12 protein-coding genes and 1 pseudogene are annotated in these 15,827 nt (G+C 60.2%); 7 read left to right on the top strand and 6 right to left on the bottom strand.

What is annotated here, in order from left to right; translation table 11 throughout:
- Positions 1 to 4 precede the first annotated feature (4 nt).
- From IM294_RS17520 to iolB, 5 genes are read left to right on the top strand one after another with little or no spacing between them, the layout of a single operon-like run.
- On the top strand, positions 5 to 1,033 hold the full coding sequence (locus IM294_RS17520) for an ABC transporter permease (protein WP_028014045.1): 1,029 nt from the start codon (positions 5 to 7) through the stop codon (positions 1,031 to 1,033).
- 8 nt (positions 1,034 to 1,041) lie between these two features.
- Positions 1,042 to 2,175, top strand: a complete 1,134-nt coding sequence (locus IM294_RS17515; RefSeq protein WP_126818699.1) for a Gfo/Idh/MocA family protein — start codon at positions 1,042 to 1,044, stop codon at positions 2,173 to 2,175.
- 12 nt (positions 2,176 to 2,187) lie between these two features.
- The gene (gene iolC / locus IM294_RS17510; protein ID WP_126818700.1) at positions 2,188 to 4,092 is read left to right on the top strand and encodes a 5-dehydro-2-deoxygluconokinase; all 1,905 of its coding nucleotides are present in this window, start codon (positions 2,188 to 2,190) and stop codon (positions 4,090 to 4,092) included.
- 11 nt (positions 4,093 to 4,103) lie between these two features.
- Positions 4,104 to 4,994, top strand: coding sequence for a myo-inosose-2 dehydratase (gene iolE / locus IM294_RS17505; RefSeq protein WP_028014042.1), 891 nt, complete (start codon positions 4,104 to 4,106; stop codon positions 4,992 to 4,994).
- A gap of 9 nt (positions 4,995 to 5,003) precedes the next feature.
- Positions 5,004 to 5,828, top strand: a complete 825-nt coding sequence (gene iolB, locus IM294_RS17500) for a 5-deoxy-glucuronate isomerase (protein WP_126818702.1) — start codon at positions 5,004 to 5,006, stop codon at positions 5,826 to 5,828.
- 89 nt (positions 5,829 to 5,917) lie between these two features.
- On the opposite strand, the gene IM294_RS17495 is transcribed toward iolB, so the two are convergent.
- From IM294_RS17495 to IM294_RS17485, 3 genes are read right to left on the bottom strand one after another with little or no spacing between them, the layout of a single operon-like run.
- Positions 5,918 to 6,661, bottom strand: a complete 744-nt coding sequence (locus IM294_RS17495) for an alpha/beta fold hydrolase (protein WP_126818704.1) — start codon at positions 6,659 to 6,661, stop codon at positions 5,918 to 5,920.
- A gap of 11 nt (positions 6,662 to 6,672) precedes the next feature.
- Complete coding sequence (locus IM294_RS17490; RefSeq protein ID WP_048999681.1) at positions 6,673 to 7,140, bottom strand: DUF6130 family protein; 468 nt, start codon at positions 7,138 to 7,140, stop codon at positions 6,673 to 6,675.
- 49 nt (positions 7,141 to 7,189) lie between these two features.
- On the bottom strand, positions 7,190 to 8,419 hold the full coding sequence (locus tag IM294_RS17485; RefSeq protein WP_126818706.1) for an MFS transporter: 1,230 nt from the start codon (positions 8,417 to 8,419) through the stop codon (positions 7,190 to 7,192).
- A gap of 97 nt (positions 8,420 to 8,516) precedes the next feature.
- On the opposite strand from IM294_RS17485, the gene IM294_RS17480 reads away from it, so the two are divergent.
- Positions 8,517 to 9,407 (top strand): LysR family transcriptional regulator, encoded by an 891-nt coding sequence (locus tag IM294_RS17480; protein ID WP_126818707.1) that lies wholly within the window; start codon positions 8,517 to 8,519, stop codon positions 9,405 to 9,407.
- Here IM294_RS17480 and IM294_RS17475 read toward each other — a convergent pair.
- Positions 9,404 to 9,574, bottom strand: coding sequence for a YfgG family protein (locus tag IM294_RS17475; RefSeq protein WP_023337595.1), 171 nt, complete (start codon positions 9,572 to 9,574; stop codon positions 9,404 to 9,406). The genes IM294_RS17480 and IM294_RS17475 overlap by 4 nt on opposite strands.
- 371 nt (positions 9,575 to 9,945) lie before the next feature.
- On the opposite strand from IM294_RS17475, the pseudogene IM294_RS17470 reads away from it, so the two are divergent.
- Positions 9,946 to 12,186, top strand: a pseudogene (locus IM294_RS17470) (EAL domain-containing protein).
- Between the two features lie 4 nt (positions 12,187 to 12,190).
- On the opposite strand, the gene ppx reads toward IM294_RS17470, so the two are convergent.
- Together ppx and ppk1 are read right to left on the bottom strand one after the other, a co-directional pair.
- A complete protein-coding gene (gene ppx / locus IM294_RS17465) occupies positions 12,191 to 13,729 on the bottom strand; it encodes an exopolyphosphatase (RefSeq protein ID WP_126818709.1) in 1,539 nt (512 codons plus the stop codon).
- Positions 13,730 to 13,732: 3 nt separating this feature from the next.
- The gene (ppk1, locus tag IM294_RS17460) at positions 13,733 to 15,793 is read right to left on the bottom strand and encodes a polyphosphate kinase 1 (RefSeq protein WP_028014033.1); all 2,061 of its coding nucleotides are present in this window, start codon (positions 15,791 to 15,793) and stop codon (positions 13,733 to 13,735) included.
- Positions 15,794 to 15,827 lie beyond the last annotated feature (34 nt).

Raw genomic sequence — 15,827 nt, 5'->3', positions numbered from 1 at the left:
TCTCATGACGCAGATGATTTCTAAAACGCAGGCCCCGGTCAAACGCGCCGGACGCATCGATCCCATCGCCTTCTTCGAGCGCTTCGGGGTGTTGATTTTCATGATCCTGCTGCTGATCTTCTTCCAGTCGCAGAACAGTAACTTTTTCTCTGAACGCAACATTTTCAACATCCTGACCGAGGTGTCCATCTACGGGATCATGGCCGTGGGGATGACCTTCGTCATTCTGACCGCCGGGATCGACCTCTCCGTGGGCTCCATTCTGGCGGTGTGCGCCATGACCGCGGCGTACGTCATTAAGGGCGATAACTTCACCACCGTCGACCCGAACGCCTGGGGCGGCATGAGCTGGCTGATCGGGCTGGGGATTTGTCTGGCGATGGGCACGGCGATTGGCTTCCTGCACGGCCTGGGCGTCACCCGCCTGCGTCTGCCGCCATTTATCGTCACCCTCGGCGGGATGACCATCTGGCGCGGCCTGACGCTGGTGATCAACGACGGCGCGCCGATTGCCGGTTTTGACCCTGGCTACCGTTGGTGGGGGCGCGGGGAGCTGCTCGGCATCTCCATTCCGATCTGGATCTTCGCCATCGTCGCCGTCGGCGGCTATCTGGCGCTGCATAAAACCCGCTGGGGCCGCTTCGTCTACGCCATCGGCGGCAACCCGGAGGCGGCGCGCCTGGCGGGGGTGAACGTCAAGCGCGTGCTCGTCAGCGTCTACGTGCTGATTGGCTGTCTGGCCGGGCTGGCGGGCTTCATCCTGAGCGCGCGTCTGGGGAGCGCCGAGGCGGTGGCCGGGATCTCCTTTGAGCTGCGCGTTATCGCCTCGGTGGTGATTGGCGGCACCTCGCTGATGGGCGGCTACGGGCGCATCGGCGGCACCATTATCGGCTCCATCATTATGGGCATTCTGATTAACGGCCTGGTGCTGATGAACGTCTCGGCTTACTACCAGCAGATTATCACCGGGTTAATTATCGTTCTGGCGGTGGCGTTTGATACCTACGCCAAGAGCCGTCGCGGCGCACTGTGAGGATCGTGATGAAAGAGGTTCGTATTGGATTGATTGGCACCGGGTATATCGGCAAGGCGCACGCTATCGCCTATGCCCAGGCCCCGACGGTGTTCAACCTGCGCGGCAGGCTGGTGCGCGAGATGGTGGCGGAAGTCACGCCGGAGCTGGCGGCAGAGCGCGCCCGGGCGTTTGGCTTTAACCGTTCAACGGGAGACTGGCGGGCGCTGGTGGCCGACCCGGCCATTGACGTGGTGGATATTTGCTCACCCAACCACCTGCATAAAGAGATGGCGCTGGAGGCGATCCGCCACGGCAAGCACGTCTACTCGGAGAAGCCTCTGGCGCTCAACGCCCACGATGCGCGCGAGATGGTCGACGCCGCGAAGCGGGCCGGGGTGAAAACGCTGGTGGGGTTCAACTACATGAAGAACCCGACGGCGCAGCTGGCGAAGGAGATTATCGTCCGCGGCGAGATAGGCGATGTGATCCACTTCTACGGCACCCACAACGAAGACTATATGGCCGACCCGCTGTCGCCCATCCACTGGCACTGCTTTAAAGAGACCGCCGGGCTGGGCGCGCTGGGCGACCTCGCGGCGCATATCGTCAATATGGCTCAGTACCTGGTGGGCGATATTGAGCAGGTCTGCGGCGATCTGAAGATCGTGGTCCCGGCGCGCCCGGCGAAGGCCGGATCGTCAGAGATGATTGCGGTGGAAAACGAGGATCAGGCCCACGCGATGGTGCGCTTCGCGGGCGGGGCGCAGGGTGTCATTGAAACCTCCCGCGTCGCCTGCGGCCGCAAGATGGGGCTCTCGTACGTGATCACCGGGACGAAGGGCGCCATCAGCTTCACCCAGGAGCGCATGGCGGAGCTAAAGCTCTATCTGCATGACGATCCGGTGAACCGTCAGGGGTTCCGCACGCTGCTCGTCGGCCCGGCGCACCCGGACTACGCCGCGTTCTGCATGGGCGCAGGCCACGGAATTGGCTTTAACGATCAAAAAACGGTGGAGGTGCGCGACCTGGTGGACGGGATTGCCGCCGACGCGCCGATGTGGCCGGACTTCGAAGAGGGCTGGAAGGTGTCGCGCGTGCTGGACGCGATTGCGCTTTCGCACCGGGAAGGCCGCTGGCTGAACGTGAACGACATTGTCTGATGAGGTATCAACGTGGAAAAGCAGTTTGATGTGATATGCATGGGCCGCGTGGCGGTAGACCTCTATAGTCAGCAGATTGGTGCCCGCCTGGAGGACGTGTCGAGCTTCGCCAAATACCTTGGCGGATCCTCCGGTAACGTGGCATACGGCACCGCGCGCCAGGGCCTGCGCTCGTCGATGCTGGCGCGCGTCGGCGATGAACATATGGGCCGCTTCCTGCGCGAAGAGCTCAACCAGGTAGGCTGCGATACCAGCCATCTGATTACCGATAAAGAGCGCCTCACGGCGCTGGTGCTACTCGGCATTAAAGACCGGGACACCTTTCCTCTGATTTTTTATCGCGATAACTGCGCGGATATGGCGATTACCGCCAGCGATGTGGATGAAAGCTACATTGCCTCCGCACGTTGTCTTGCCATCACCGGGACCCATCTTTCTCATCCGCAGACCCGCGAGGCGGTGCTGACGGCGCTGGGCTATGCCCGCCGTCACGGCGTGCGCACGGTGCTGGACATCGACTACCGTCCGGTGCTGTGGGGGCTCACCTCCTTAGGCGACGGCGAAACGCGCTTTATCGCCGCCGACCAGGTCACCCGCGAGCTGCAGGAGGTACTGCACCTTTTCGACGTCATTGTCGGCACCGAAGAGGAGTTCCACATTGCGGGCGGCAGCACGGATACCCTGCAGGCGCTGGGGCGAGTGCGCACCGTCAGTGAAGCAACGCTGGTCTGCAAGCGCGGCGCGCTCGGCTGCTCGGTCTATACCGACGCCATTCCGCCCCGGCTGGACGACGGCCTGACGGTGACCGGCGTGCGCGTGGAGGTGCTGAACGTTCTCGGGGCGGGGGACGCGTTTATGTCTGGCCTGCTGCGCGGCTACCTGAACGACGAGGGCTGGGAGCAGGCGTGCCGCTACGCCAACGCCTGCGGCGCGCTGGTGGTCTCGCGCCACGGCTGCGCCCCGGCGATGCCGAGCAAAATCGAGCTGGATGACTATCTCTCCCGCGCTGCGGTTGTGCCGCGCCCGGATCTTGACCCGCGTCTTAACCATCTCCACCGGGTGACCACCCGCCGCCGCGAATGGCCGGAGCTGTGCGTGATGGCCTTCGATCACCGCAGCCAGCTCGAGGATATGGCGATGCAGTGCGGCGCGTCGCTTAAGCGCATTCCGGCGCTGAAGCAGCTGATCCTGCAGGCCAGCCGCGAGGCGGCGAGCCGCGCCGGGCTTGAGGGCAAAGCCGGCCTGCTGTGCGACGGCACCTTTGGTCAGGACGCGCTGAACGCGATCACCGGGGAAGGGTGGTGGATTGGTCGCCCCATTGAGCTGCCGGGCTCCCGGCCGCTGGAGATGGAGCACGGCAATATCGGCACCCAGCTTATCAGCTGGCCGCAGGAGCACGTGGTGAAGTGCCTGGTCTTCTTCCACCCGGAAGACGCCCACGGCCTGCGTCTGGAGCAGGAGCAGAAAATCGCTGAGGTGTACCACGCCTGCTGCCGGTCCGGGCACGAGCTGCTGCTGGAGGTGATCCTGCCCGCCAGCATGCCGCGCAGCGACGAGCTCTACCTGCGCGCCATTTCCCGCTTCTACAACCTGGGCATTTACCCGGACTGGTGGAAGCTGCCGCCGCTTTCCGCCGACGGCTGGATGGCGCTCGGCGAGATTATCGAACGCCGGGACCCGCACTGCCGCGGGGTGGTGATCCTCGGTCTGGACGCTCCGGCGGAACAGCTGCGCGCGGGCTTCAAGGCCGCAGCGGGGCAGCCGCTGGTTAAAGGCTTCGCCGTGGGGCGCACGCTGTTTGGCGACGCCTCCCGTGCGTGGCTGAAGCACGATATTGACGATGCGCAGCTGGTGGCGCGCATCCGGGACAACTACCTGCAGCTTATCGCCTGGTGGCGCGAGCGCGGACACGCATAATGGAGATAACAATGAGTGTGCAATTAGGCATTAACCCGCTGACGTGGACGAACGACGATCTGCCTTCCCTCGGCGCGGAAACCTCGCTGGAGACCTGCCTGAGCGAAGGGAAAGAGGCCGGTTTTGCTGGTTTCGAGCTGGGCAACAAATTCCCGCGCGAAGCGCGCCTGCTTGGCCCGATTTTGCAGCGCCACGACCTGCAGCTGGTCTCCGGCTGGTACTCCGGCCGCCTGCTGGAGCGCAGCGTGGAGGCGGAGATCGCCGCCGTGCAGCCGCACCTGACGCTACTGCGCGAGCTGGGGGCGAAGGTGCTGGTCTTTGCGGAAGTGAGCGGCTGCATTCACGGCGAGCAGCAGACCCCGGTGCATCTGCGTCCGCGCTTCCCTCAGGCGCGCTGGAAGGAGTACGGCGAGAAGCTCACCGAATTTGCCCGCTACACGCAGCAGCAGGGAGTCCAGATTGCTTACCATCATCATATGGGCACGGTGATTGAGTCCGCCGACGACGTGGACAACCTGATGACCCACACCGGAGAGGCGGTGGGACTGCTGCTGGACACCGGTCACCTGACCTTTGCCGGGGCCGATCCGCTGGCGGTGGCGCAGCGCTGGGCGTCGCGCATCAACCACGTTCACTGCAAAGACGTGCGCGCCGACGTGCTGGCGGACGTGAAAAACCGCAAAACCAGCTTCCTCGATGCGGTGCTGAGCGGCGTGTTTACCGTGCCGGGCGACGGCTGCGTCGATTACCCGCCGATCATGAGTCTGCTGAAGGCGCAGGACTATCGTGGCTGGCTGGTGGTGGAGGCCGAGCAGGATCCGGCGATTGCCCATCCGCTGACCTACGCTCGTCTGGGGTATAACAACCTGAGCCGCCTGGCGCGCGACGCCGGGCTTATTTGAGGAGGTGACATGTCACGTCTGTTATCACGCTGGCAGCAGCCGAACGCGGAGGGGCGCACTCAGTCCGTCACCCCGGAACGCGCAGGGTGGGAGTACGTCGGGTTTGAGGCATATGAGCTGCAGGAGGGGCAGACGCTGACGCTGCCCGCCGTCAGGGAAGAGCGCTGCCTGGTGCTGGTCGCCGGGCGCGCCTCTATCACCACGCCTTCCGCGCAGTTTAACGATATCGGCGAGCGGATGAGCCCCTTCGAGCGCATCAAACCGTGGGCGGTATACGTCACCCCGCAGGAGACGGTGCAGGTGAAGGCGCTGACGGCGCTGGAGCTGGCGGTCTGCGCCGCGCCGGGTAAGGGCTCGTACCCGACGCGGCTGATTGCCCCGCAGGATATCGACGCTGAAGCGCGCGGCAAGGGGCATAACCAGCGCTACGTGCACAACATCCTGCCGGAAGACAAGCCCGCCGACAGCCTGCTGGTGGTGGAGGTCTGGACTAACGAGGGCTGTACCAGCTCGTACCCGAGCCACAAGCATGACACGGATAACCCGCCGCAGGAGACCTACCTGGAGGAGACCTACTACCATCGCCTCAACCCGGAGCAGGGGTTCTGCATGCAGCGCGTCTACACCGACGACAGAACGCTGGATGAGTGTATGGCGGTCTACAACCGTGACGTGGTGATGGTGCCGAAGGGGTATCATCCGGTGGCGACGATGGCCGGGTATGACAGCTACTACCTCAACGTGATGGCCGGTCCGGTGCGCAAATGGATGTTCACCTGGGAAGAGGACCACGCGTGGATTAATCGCGATTATCCCGCAGAGAGGGGGGGCTGAGACGGCCTTTCTTGTCGGGTGGCGCTGCGCTTACCCGGCCTACGAAAACGTAGGTTCGTGCAAGCGTAGCGCCGCCGGGCGAATTGTCCTCAGTGCGTCCGCCTCGCCTGCTCAATCGTCCGGGCGATGGCTTCCGGCTGACTCACCATCGCCACGTGGCTCGCGGCCACCTCGGTGGTTTTCGCATGTATCGCCTTCGCCATCGCACGTTCCAGGTCGGGGTTGATCATCCGGTCATGCTTGCTGACCACAAACCAGCTCGGTTTATCATGCCACGCCGCGTGAGTCACCTTTTCACCAAACGCATCGGCTTTAATCGGCCCCTGCGTGGCCGCGATAGCGTTTTGTTCACCCGGCTTCACGTCAGGCGCGAAGTCCTTCCTGACGGCTTCCGTCGGCAGGTATAAATAGCCGTCCGCCGTTTTAGCGATGCCCGCGCTGCCCGGCGGCGGAGGGAAGCTACCTGCCAGATCCGCCGTCGACTGGCCGGAATCCGGCGCGAACGCCGCCACATACACCAGCGATTTTACCCGTGCATCGTTGCCCGCCTCGCTAATCACGGTGCCGCCCCAGGAGTGGCCTACCAGCACCACGTCGCCGTGCGCCCGGGCGATGGCCCGTTTTGTGGCGGCAACATCATCATTAAGCGAGGTGAGCGGGAGCTGGACGGCAATGACCTCTGCGTGCTGTTTCTGCAGAAGGGTTATCACCTTATTCCAGCTGCTCCCGTCGGCAAACGCGCCGTGCACCAGCACGACGCTGGTTTTATTTTCCGCGAAGGCGCTGGCAGAAAGCGCCAGCAGGCCCGCCGTCAGTACAGACAGTGCTTTCATGTTCAGACTCCTTAAAAATGGTGGATCGCCGCGTGGGGCGGGACGGTGAATTCAATGGTTTTGTGGTCGAGCGGCTTGTGCGTCGGGTCAGCCAGGATGATCGTTACCTTGTGCTTGCCGGCGGGCAACCCCACCAGGATCACCGGCTCGCCGCTGGCGTCAGCCCAGTGCCACGGCGCACCGTCCACCACCACGTGAATGTGCCCGATGCGCGGGGTCACCTTGAGCGCCTCGGGGCCGAATACCGGCTCGATGCGCAGGTTTTCGGCCCGGTACTGAATAAACACCGCGCCTTTGCTCAGCGGCCCGGCAAGCGGCGGATCGACGATCAGCCTGGCGGGCGGCTGCGGGTGTTCCAGCGGCGCAACGGCGGCAGGGCCGTTAACGTCCGCGGCGCTCAGGTTGTCCAGCGGCGTGGCCTGGGCATGTGTTACAGAGGCCAGGACGAGCAGGGGTAAAATTGCGTAACGACGAATCATGGTTCTCTCCTCATCAGTTCTGAATGACGACAGGGAAAGAAAACCATTTTTATGTATCGGAGATATTTGCCGGAGGGGGCGTTTTGTACCCGTTTGTCAGCGCGTCACGCGGGATACAGTGCGATACAGTTTGCCTACCGGGATGGCGCACGATCGCTATCGCCAGCCCGGCAATCACCAGCGTTAACCCCGTCGACACTCCCATTGCACCCGCGATCCCCAGCGTTTTGTTCAGCCACGCATAGGCAAACGGTGCGGCTGCGGCCATCAGCTGGCCCGGGATAAGCAGCATACCCGTGCGGCGGGCATAGCTTTCCGTGCTAAACAGCTCCAGTGGCAGCGTGGCTTTTACTATGGTGACCAGCCCGTTGATGGCGCCGTAGCCCAGCACAAACCCGGCCGCACACCACGCAAAGAGGGGGCTGCTCATCCCCAGAATAAAGCAGAGCGGCATGGCGAGGGCGGTGAAGAGCGTGAGTTTGAAGGGGGTTAAGCGGCCACCTGCCAGCACCTCCAGCGAGCGCGCGCCCGTCTGGCCGATCCCCCACAGCATGCCGATGGCGACCGGCAGGCCAAAGTGGGCAATAAACTCCGGCAGATGGGTGGAGGTGCCGTTAGAGACAAAGGTGATAAGGGCGATGAAGGCCGCATAAAGCCAGGCGTTACGCCGCTCGTTGCGCAGGGGCGGCGCGATGGCCTTTGTGTTTTCCATCAGCCGCTGCCGGGGAAGCGTGCGGATCAGCACTGCGCTCAGCAGACCAAGCAGGGCATAAATGCGTAACGCGTCCTGCCAGCTCATGATGTGAAGCAGGCCATCGCCCAGCGGCCAGAAGACGGCGGAGGCCAGCCCGCCCGCCAGCGTGACGCGTGAGATCGTTCTTCGCGCCTGCTGCCCGTAGAGGTTGACCAGCGCGGCGAACAGCGCATCGTACAGCGACAGACGCATCCCGATGCCGCACAGTAGCCAGGCGCCGTACCAGCCAGACAGCGTCCGGGTATACGCCATACCGGCGCAGCTTGCGGCAATCAGCAGCGTTCCGCCCATTACCACTTTCTGTCCGCCAAAGCGTGCCAGCAGACGGGCGACGAAAGGGGAGACCGCGGCCATCACCAGCATCGCCAGCGTCAGGCCGAGGTAAATCTGCGGCGCTGACCATCCCCGGTCGGCTGAAATGGTCCGCGCAAAGGTGCCGGGCAGATAAAACGAGATCCCCCAGTTGATAAGCTGATTACATCCGGCAGTAAGGGCAAGACGACGAGGCAGGGCAGGTGTTTCCATTGTTTTTCATTCCGTTATGCAGTTGTCCTGAGCATAGCGAGCGCGGTATTGTGCTGGCAGGCCTGCAACCTTATGCGCTGTATAAGAGAAACTTTGAATGACGACGCTTAACCTTGGCTATCTCGCGACGTTCCGTCTGGTGATCCAGCGCGGCAGCTTTTCGGCGGCGGCGGATCTGCTAGGCATTTCCCAGCCTGCCGTTAGTCTGCAAATACGTCAGCTGGAGCAGTTTCTGCAAACGCGGCTGGTGGAGCGTACCGGACGGGGCATTAAGGCCACGGCTGCCGGAGAGTCACTGCTGGTGCACGGAGAGCGCATTCAGCAGGTTGTGGACGAAACCCTGCGGTCCGTGAGCGCGTTCAGCCTCGATGTCAGCGGGACCATTACTCTTGGCACGGGGGCGACGGCCTGTATCCATCTTCTGCCGCCCCTGCTGGAGCAGCTGCGCCGCGACTATCCGCTCCTGCGGGTGGGCGTAACAACGGGCAACACCCTCGACATCGTCAGGGCCATCGTAGAGAACCGTCTCGATATGGGGCTGGTGACGCTGCCGGTCAGCGGCAGAGCGCTGGACGTTATGCCGGTGATGGACGAGGAGTTTGTTTTTATCGCGTCGCGGGAACAGCAGGATGCTTTCAGGGAGTTAACCCCGGAGGCGCTCCATGCCCAGCCGCTGATCGCCTTTGAGTCTGGCAGCGGTACCCGGGCCCTCATTGATGGCTGGTTTGCGGCCAATGGGTTAGCGATCGCGCCGGTGATGCAGCTTGGCAGCATTGAGGCGATTAAGCGCATGGTTCGGGTGGGGCTCGGCTACAGTATCGTTCCGCGAATGGCGGTTGAGCATGATGCTGACCGTGAAGGGCTCTGCGTCATGTCGCTCACGCCCGTGCTGCAGCGCCAGCTCGCCATCGTGATGCGGCAGGACAAGATCCTCAGCAAAGGGATCGCGGGGATTATTCGGCTGGTACAAAACCCTCCGCAGGGCTAGCGGTCAGCGGCGTCGACGTTCAGGCTGGACTGCTGCGACTGGATTTTGTCCTGATGGTGATACCAGGCGCCGATGGAAGAGTAAACGAAGCGGCCAAAGAAAAACAGAAAGCTGATGAGCAGTATAATGCGGGTCATCCGGGTGTTAAAACGGTGTCGTTTGCGCATACGCGTGGCCTGACTCACTCTTCTTTTTCCTGGGCATGCCCTTCTGGGCGACGGGGATATTAAGGCACAGCGGAAAGAGAGGGTCAATTCCGTCATGTGTAAATAACCGTCAACGTTTACATTAATTATTGTTATTGAAATTAATATTTGCATTTACCATATTGATAATATGAAGAAAATTATTTCAAAAAAAAGCGGTGCAAAGCTTATTTGCGTAAAATAGTTTGATTTATGTCAACGGATTCCCGGCCCTGATATTTAAAATCCCTCCTCCATACCGTTCGCCCCGCACGTCGCCGGGCGGCGCCAGGTCAGGTTGGATGCCTGTCATTATTTTCCTTCTGGAGAAAAAGGGGTTTAACCGGGCATCTATGAACATTTTTGCTTTCCTGAAAAAGAATCAACACCGCTGGTGGGTATTGCCGCTTATTTTACCGGTGGTTTTACTTCCCGTACTGAGCGTGGCGAATACGTTCACGCACCTGGGCGACGGGATAGCGGCACTTTATTATTTACCGCTCTCGTTTTTGCTTTCGCTGATGATGTTTTTTGGTCTGGAAGCCCTTCCCGGGATCGTGTTGTCGCTGTTTATCCGCTATTACCCGTCGGTCGGGATGTTTGAAACCGTCGCCGGCGTGCTCCATTTTATTGTCCCTATAGTGCTTAGCTGGGGCGGCTACCGGGTGTTTGCGCCCAGACGCAATATGACGGCGTACGGCGACGTACGGCTAATGGCGCAGCGCATCTTCTGGCAGGCCTTCTGCCCCGCGACGCTGTTTCTGCTGTTGTTCCAGTTTGCGGTGTATTTGGGCGTGTATGAGAGTCGCCAGAGCCTGGCAGGGCTTAACCCCTCAACATTCGCACGCTGATCAACTATCAGGCCTTGCTGGTCAGCGGTCTGACGGGCGTGCCGTTAAGTTATCTGCTGATCCGCCTGATTCGTCATCCGCGCTATCTCAAAAGCCTCATCTCGCAGATCCGTACCCAGATAGACAAAAAGGTGACGCGCGCTGAGTTTCTGATTTGGGCCATTGCGCTTGCCGGGCTGCTTTCGCTCCTGCTGCTGCCGATGAATGAAAACAGTTCGATTTTCACCACTAACTACACCCTGTCGCTGCTGATGCCGGTGATGCTCTGGGGGGCGATGCGCTTTGGCTATAAGCTGATTTCGCTTATCTGGATCCCGATACTGCTGGTGTCTATTCACTATTTTTACCGCTATATCCCCCGTGAACCAGGGGTACGACATTCAGCTGGCAATCACCTCTTCCAGCTATCTGGTCTTCTCGTTTGTGGTGATTTACATGTCGATGCTGGCGACCCGGCAGCGGGCGGTGAACAAACGCTCCCGCAGGCTGGCGCTGCTCGACCCGGTTCTGCATATGCCAAACCTGCGGGCGCTCTCGCGCGATCTGGCGAAAAACCCGTGGTCGGCGCTCTGTTTACTCCGCGTTCCTGAGCTTGAAATTCTGGGCCGTAACTATGGCGTGTTACTGCGCATTCAGTACAAACAGCAGCTCGCGCAATGGATTAACGGCACGCTCCAGCCCAATGAGCAGGTCTATCACCTGACGGGCTGTGACATGGCGGTTCGCCTTAATGCCGAATCGCACCAGCAGCGGATTGAAACCCTGGACGAGCACATCAAGCAGTTCCGCTTTGTCTGGGACGGCATGCCGCTGCAGCCGCAGGTGGGGGTGAGCTACTGCTATGTGCGTTCGCCGGTTAACCACCTCTATCTGGTGCTGGGTGAGCTGGGGGTGGTGGCCGATCTGTCGCTCTCCTCTAACCATCCGGAAAATCTTCAGCAGCGCGGCGCCGTCCATCTGCAGCGTAGCCTGAAGGATAAAGTCGCGGTGATGAGTCGCCTGCAGCGTGCGCTGGATAACAACGCATTCACGCTGCTCGTTCAGCCCGTACGCGGCCTGCGTGGCGATAGGTTTCATGAAGTCTTGCTGCGGATGACTGATGCAAACGGGCTGTTGATCTCCCCTGAACAATTCCTGCCGATAGCCCAGGAGTTTGGCCTCTCTTCGCGGGTAGATTTGTGGGTGCTGGAGCATACGCTGCGCTTCCTCGCCGCGCATCGCGAAAGGCTACCCGGCCAGCGCTTTGCCATTAATCTGGCCCCTTCAACGGTGTGTCGGGTGCAGTTCCCGCTTGAGGTGAGTCGCCTGCTGGCGAAATATGCCATTGAGCCGTGGCAGCTGATCTTTGAAGTGACGGAGTGCAGCACCTTCTGCAACGCGGAGCAGGGGCTCCATATTCTGCGGCAGCTGCAGAAAATGGGGGTACGCATTGCGATCGATGATTTTGGTACCGGCTATGCGAGCTATGCGCGGCTGAAAAGCGTGGATGCGGACATTCTCAAAATCGACGGCGATTTCATCCGCAATATCGTCAACAACAGTCTGGATTACCAGATTGTGGCCTCTATCTGTCATCTGGCGCGCATGAAGAAGATGCTGGTGGTGGCGGAATATGTCGAGACCGAAGAGATACGTAGCGCGGTGCACGCGCTAGGCATTGATTATGTGCAGGGCTATCTGATTGGCAGACCGGCACCGCTTGAGTCACTGCTGGAAGCAGAGGCGTCCACGGCGGACGCCTGAGCCGTTACGCGGCGACGTCGGCGCTATCTTCCTCGATTTTGAGCATCCAGCCGGTGACCGCTTCCCAGTACTGCTGCTCTTTTTCCAGGTCCAGCAGGACCAGCGCGTTCTGGCTGAACCAGTCGTGCGGGAAGCTCAGCGTCCAGTGGTGATCGTCGGTTTTCAGCTTCAGCGTCGGCGGTGTGGTGGTGGCCTGACGCTGATTGTTCAGCAGCACGCCCAGGCGCAGCAGCTGAATAAGCGGCAGAAACTGCTTTTTCTTAAACAGCGTGAAGCGCGGCAGATCGTCGAGCTTGATGGCTTTACGGTGATAGCGCACCAGGGTCGCCATCATGGTTTGCTGCTCCTGGTTGAAGCCGGGCAGATCGCTGTTTTGCAGAATATACGCTGAATGGCGGTGCATCCCGCTGTGGTTGATGTTCAGCCCCACCTCGTGCAGCATCGCGGCCCATTTCAGCAGCGCGGCAAGCTGCGGGTGCGCCAGCTTGGGGTTCTGCTCCTGCCACTGCTCGTACATCTGCACCGTGGTTTCCAGCACGCGCTTCGCCTGCTCGCGGTCGATGTTGTACTGGTTGGCCAGGCTCTGCGCGGTGCGGCTGCGAATGTCCTGATGGCGGAAGCGGCCCTCCATCTCATACAGCACCCCCTCACGCAGCGCGCCGTCGGAAAGGCGCAGCTCTTTAATCGCCAGGGCGTCAAACACGCCGCAGAGAATAGCCAGGCCCGGCACGAAGACTGCCTTACGCTCGTCGGAAAGCCCCGGCAGGCTTAGGGCGTCAAAACTTTTATGCTTCAGCACCTCTTCGGTCAGCAGGGTCAGGCGTTCAGGCGTAATAAAACCGTCTTTTTCACCCATCGCCAGCAGCACTTCATGCGCCGCCTTGATGGTGCCCGACGCGCCCAGCGCCACGTTCCAGCCCTGAATGCGGTACTGCCAGGCCAGATTCTCCAGCTTCTGGATCGCAGCCATTTTCGCCCGCTGGAAGTTTTCACGGGTAATGGTGCCGCTGGGGAAGTACATCTGCGCGAAGCTGACGCAGCCCATGCGACGGCTCTCCACCAGGCGCGGCTCAAAGTCTTCGCCGATCACCAGCTCCGTAGAACCACCGCCGATGTCAATCACCAGCTTGCGCCCTTTTTCCGGCTGGGTATGTTCAACGCCCATGAAAATCAGACGCGCCTCCTCGTTACCGGAGATGATCTCAATCGGGTAGGGGATCACTTTTTCGGCCCGCTTGAGGAACTCCGGCGCGTTCAGCGCCTGGCGCAGCGTGTGGGTGCCCACGATGCAAACGCTGGAGGGCGAGAAGCCCTGCAGGCGTTCGGCAAACAGCGACAGGCAGTTTAAACCGCGCTCCATCGCCTCTTCGCTGAGCATGCTGCGCTCATCAAGCCCATCCGCCAGGTGTACGCGCTGCTTCAGACGACCGATGATCTGCAGCGCGCCATCCACCTCACGGGCGATGACCATGTGAAAACTGTTAGAGCCAAGATCGACCGCGGCGTATTCCTGCGGGCGTGGGGTCTTATCATTTATCGGCATAGGTTAATCGGGTTGCTCGAGTGATTTGATATAGTCGTAAATCGCCAGCTGTGACCGCACTTTACGGCGGTTGCCGCGCGGTACGTAGCGGTTACTGAGTTCTTTGTCGATATAGCGCGCCTTCACCGTATCGCTGAACAGGATCTCGATAATATCGAGGATACGCTGTTTCAGACGCGGATCCAGCAGCGGCGTCGCGACTTCAATTCGATAGTCAATATTGCGCGTCATCCAGTCTGCCGAAGAGAGATAGACCTGTTTATCGCCCGCATTATCGAAAATATAGACCCTATCGTGCTCCAGGTAGCGGTCAACGATACTGATAACGCGAATATTGTCGCTGATGCCTTCCAGTTCCGGAATAAGCGAGCACATGCCGCGGATCAGCAGGTTAACCGGCACGCCGGAGCTGGACGCCGCATACAGCCTGTCCACCAGCCCTTTATCGACCAGGTTGTTAAGCTTCAGCGTGATGCCGGACGACAAGCCTTTCTGCGCATTGGCGATCTCTTTATCGATCATATCGTACAGCAGGCGGCGCGAGTTCTGCGGTGAGACCAGCAGATAGTCGAAGCTGACCGGGCGGTACGGGTTTTCGATAAAGTTAAAGACCCGGCGCACTTCGTTGGTAATGCGGGCGTCAGCGGTTAAGAGCGAGTAGTCGGTATAAATCCGCGCGGTTTTTTCGTTAAAGTTCCCGGTGCCGATGTGGGCATAGCGCACCACGTCATCCCCCTCTTTACGCGAGATCAGGAACAGTTTGGCGTGAATTTTCAGACCCGGCGCGGAAAAGATCACGTGCACGCCCGCTTCCGTCAACCGGCGCGCCCAGTGAATGTTTGCCTCTTCGTCGAAGCGCGCCTGCAGCTCAACCACCACGGTGACTTTTTTGCCGTTGTGTGCCGCGTGGATCATCGCGTCGATGATGCGGGAATCTTTTGCCACGCGGTAGATGTTGATTTTGATCGCCAGCACGTTCGGGTCGAACGAGGCCTGACGCAGCAGCTCCAGCACGTGTTCAAAGGTGTGGTACGGGTAGTAGAGCAGCACGTCGCGCTCGCGGATAGCGTCGAATCCGTTGCGGAATTTATCGAACCAGATATGACGCAGGCGCGGCAGCGGTTTGTTCACCAGATTGGCTTTGCCAACGTTCGGGAAGCCAATGAAGTCTTTAAAGTTGTGGTAACGGCCACCCGGCACGATGGAGTCATAGCGCGAAATGGTCAGCTTCTCGCGCAGCATCTCCACCATGGCGTCCGGCATATCGCGCTGATAGACAAAGCGCACCGGCTCAGCCGTCAGGCGCTGTTTCAGGCTGGAGGACATCAACTCCATCAGGCTGGCTTCCATCTCGTGCACCAGGTCATATTCGGCGTCACGGGTCATCTTCATCGAGTAGGCGTTTAACGCATCGTAATCGAAGAAGCCTTTGAAGATGTCGTCCAGGCAGTAGCGCAGGATGTTATCCAGCAGGATCATCGGCTTGCGTCTGCGCGGGGTTTCCGGCGGCAGGTTCACGAAGCGCGGCACCTTGTCGGACGGGATCTCCAGCAGGGCATAACGGATGGATTCACCGCGAATAATTTCCACCGCCAGGTAGGTGTAGTCATCCTTCAGGAATTGCACCAGATCGGTTTCGCGGTTGATGAGAATCGGGGTAATGTGCTGGCGCAGGTACTGTTTAAAGTAGTGGCGCAGCCAGTTTTGTTGGTTAACGGAAAGCTGACGTTCGTTAATCAGGAAGATTTGATTGCGCGCCATCTCCAGCAGCAGTTCGTTATACAGGCCGTCAAATTCCTGATCGGCTTTCAGCACGCGGGACTGGATTTTGCCCAGCAGATGCCGCGAGTGCGAGTTTAAGCCCTGTTCTTCGCTGATGATGATGCGTCTTTTCAGCTCGGCAAAGCGAACCTTGTAGAACTCATCCAGGTTGTTGGAATAAATGCCTAAAAAACGCATGCGTTCGATCAGCGGGTTACTTTTGTCTGCCGCTTCCTGGAGTACACGTTCGTTAAATGCTAACCAGCTTAGCTCTTTCTCGATATATAACTTTTCCTGACCCATTACAGCTCACACTCCAGTTCAATCACAGGACGTG

Origin of the sequence: Enterobacter cloacae complex sp. P43RS (genome assembly GCF_014930585.1) — a bacterium.
Taxonomy (GTDB): domain Bacteria; phylum Pseudomonadota; class Gammaproteobacteria; order Enterobacterales; family Enterobacteriaceae; genus Enterobacter; species Enterobacter bugandensis.
The sequence above is the reverse complement of the archived record's forward strand: the minus strand, read 5'-3'. Positions and strand labels throughout refer to the sequence as shown.

What these genes read in the sequence shown, in the direction of transcription:
- IM294_RS17520 (WP_028014045.1), top strand. Translation starts at nt 5, where the DNA reads ATGACGCAGATGATTTCTAAAACGCAGGCCCCGGTCAAACGCGCCGGA.
- IM294_RS17515 (WP_126818699.1), top strand. Translation starts at nt 1,042, where the DNA reads ATGAAAGAGGTTCGTATTGGATTGATTGGCACCGGGTATATCGGCAAG.
- iolE (WP_028014042.1), top strand. Translation starts at nt 4,104, where the DNA reads ATGAGTGTGCAATTAGGCATTAACCCGCTGACGTGGACGAACGACGAT.
- iolB (WP_126818702.1), top strand. Translation starts at nt 5,004, where the DNA reads ATGTCACGTCTGTTATCACGCTGGCAGCAGCCGAACGCGGAGGGGCGC.
- IM294_RS17495 (WP_126818704.1), bottom strand. Translation starts at nt 6,661, where the DNA reads ATGAAAGCACTGTCTGTACTGACGGCGGGCCTGCTGGCGCTTTCTGCC.
- IM294_RS17490 (WP_048999681.1), bottom strand. Translation starts at nt 7,140, where the DNA reads ATGATTCGTCGTTACGCAATTTTACCCCTGCTCGTCCTGGCCTCTGTA.
- IM294_RS17485 (WP_126818706.1), bottom strand. Translation starts at nt 8,419, where the DNA reads ATGGAAACACCTGCCCTGCCTCGTCGTCTTGCCCTTACTGCCGGATGT.
- IM294_RS17480 (WP_126818707.1), top strand. Translation starts at nt 8,517, where the DNA reads ATGACGACGCTTAACCTTGGCTATCTCGCGACGTTCCGTCTGGTGATC.
- IM294_RS17475 (WP_023337595.1), bottom strand. Translation starts at nt 9,574, where the DNA reads ATGCGCAAACGACACCGTTTTAACACCCGGATGACCCGCATTATACTG.
- ppx (WP_126818709.1), bottom strand. Translation starts at nt 13,729, where the DNA reads ATGCCGATAAATGATAAGACCCCACGCCCGCAGGAATACGCCGCGGTC.
- ppk1 (WP_028014033.1), bottom strand. Translation starts at nt 15,793, where the DNA reads ATGGGTCAGGAAAAGTTATATATCGAGAAAGAGCTAAGCTGGTTAGCA.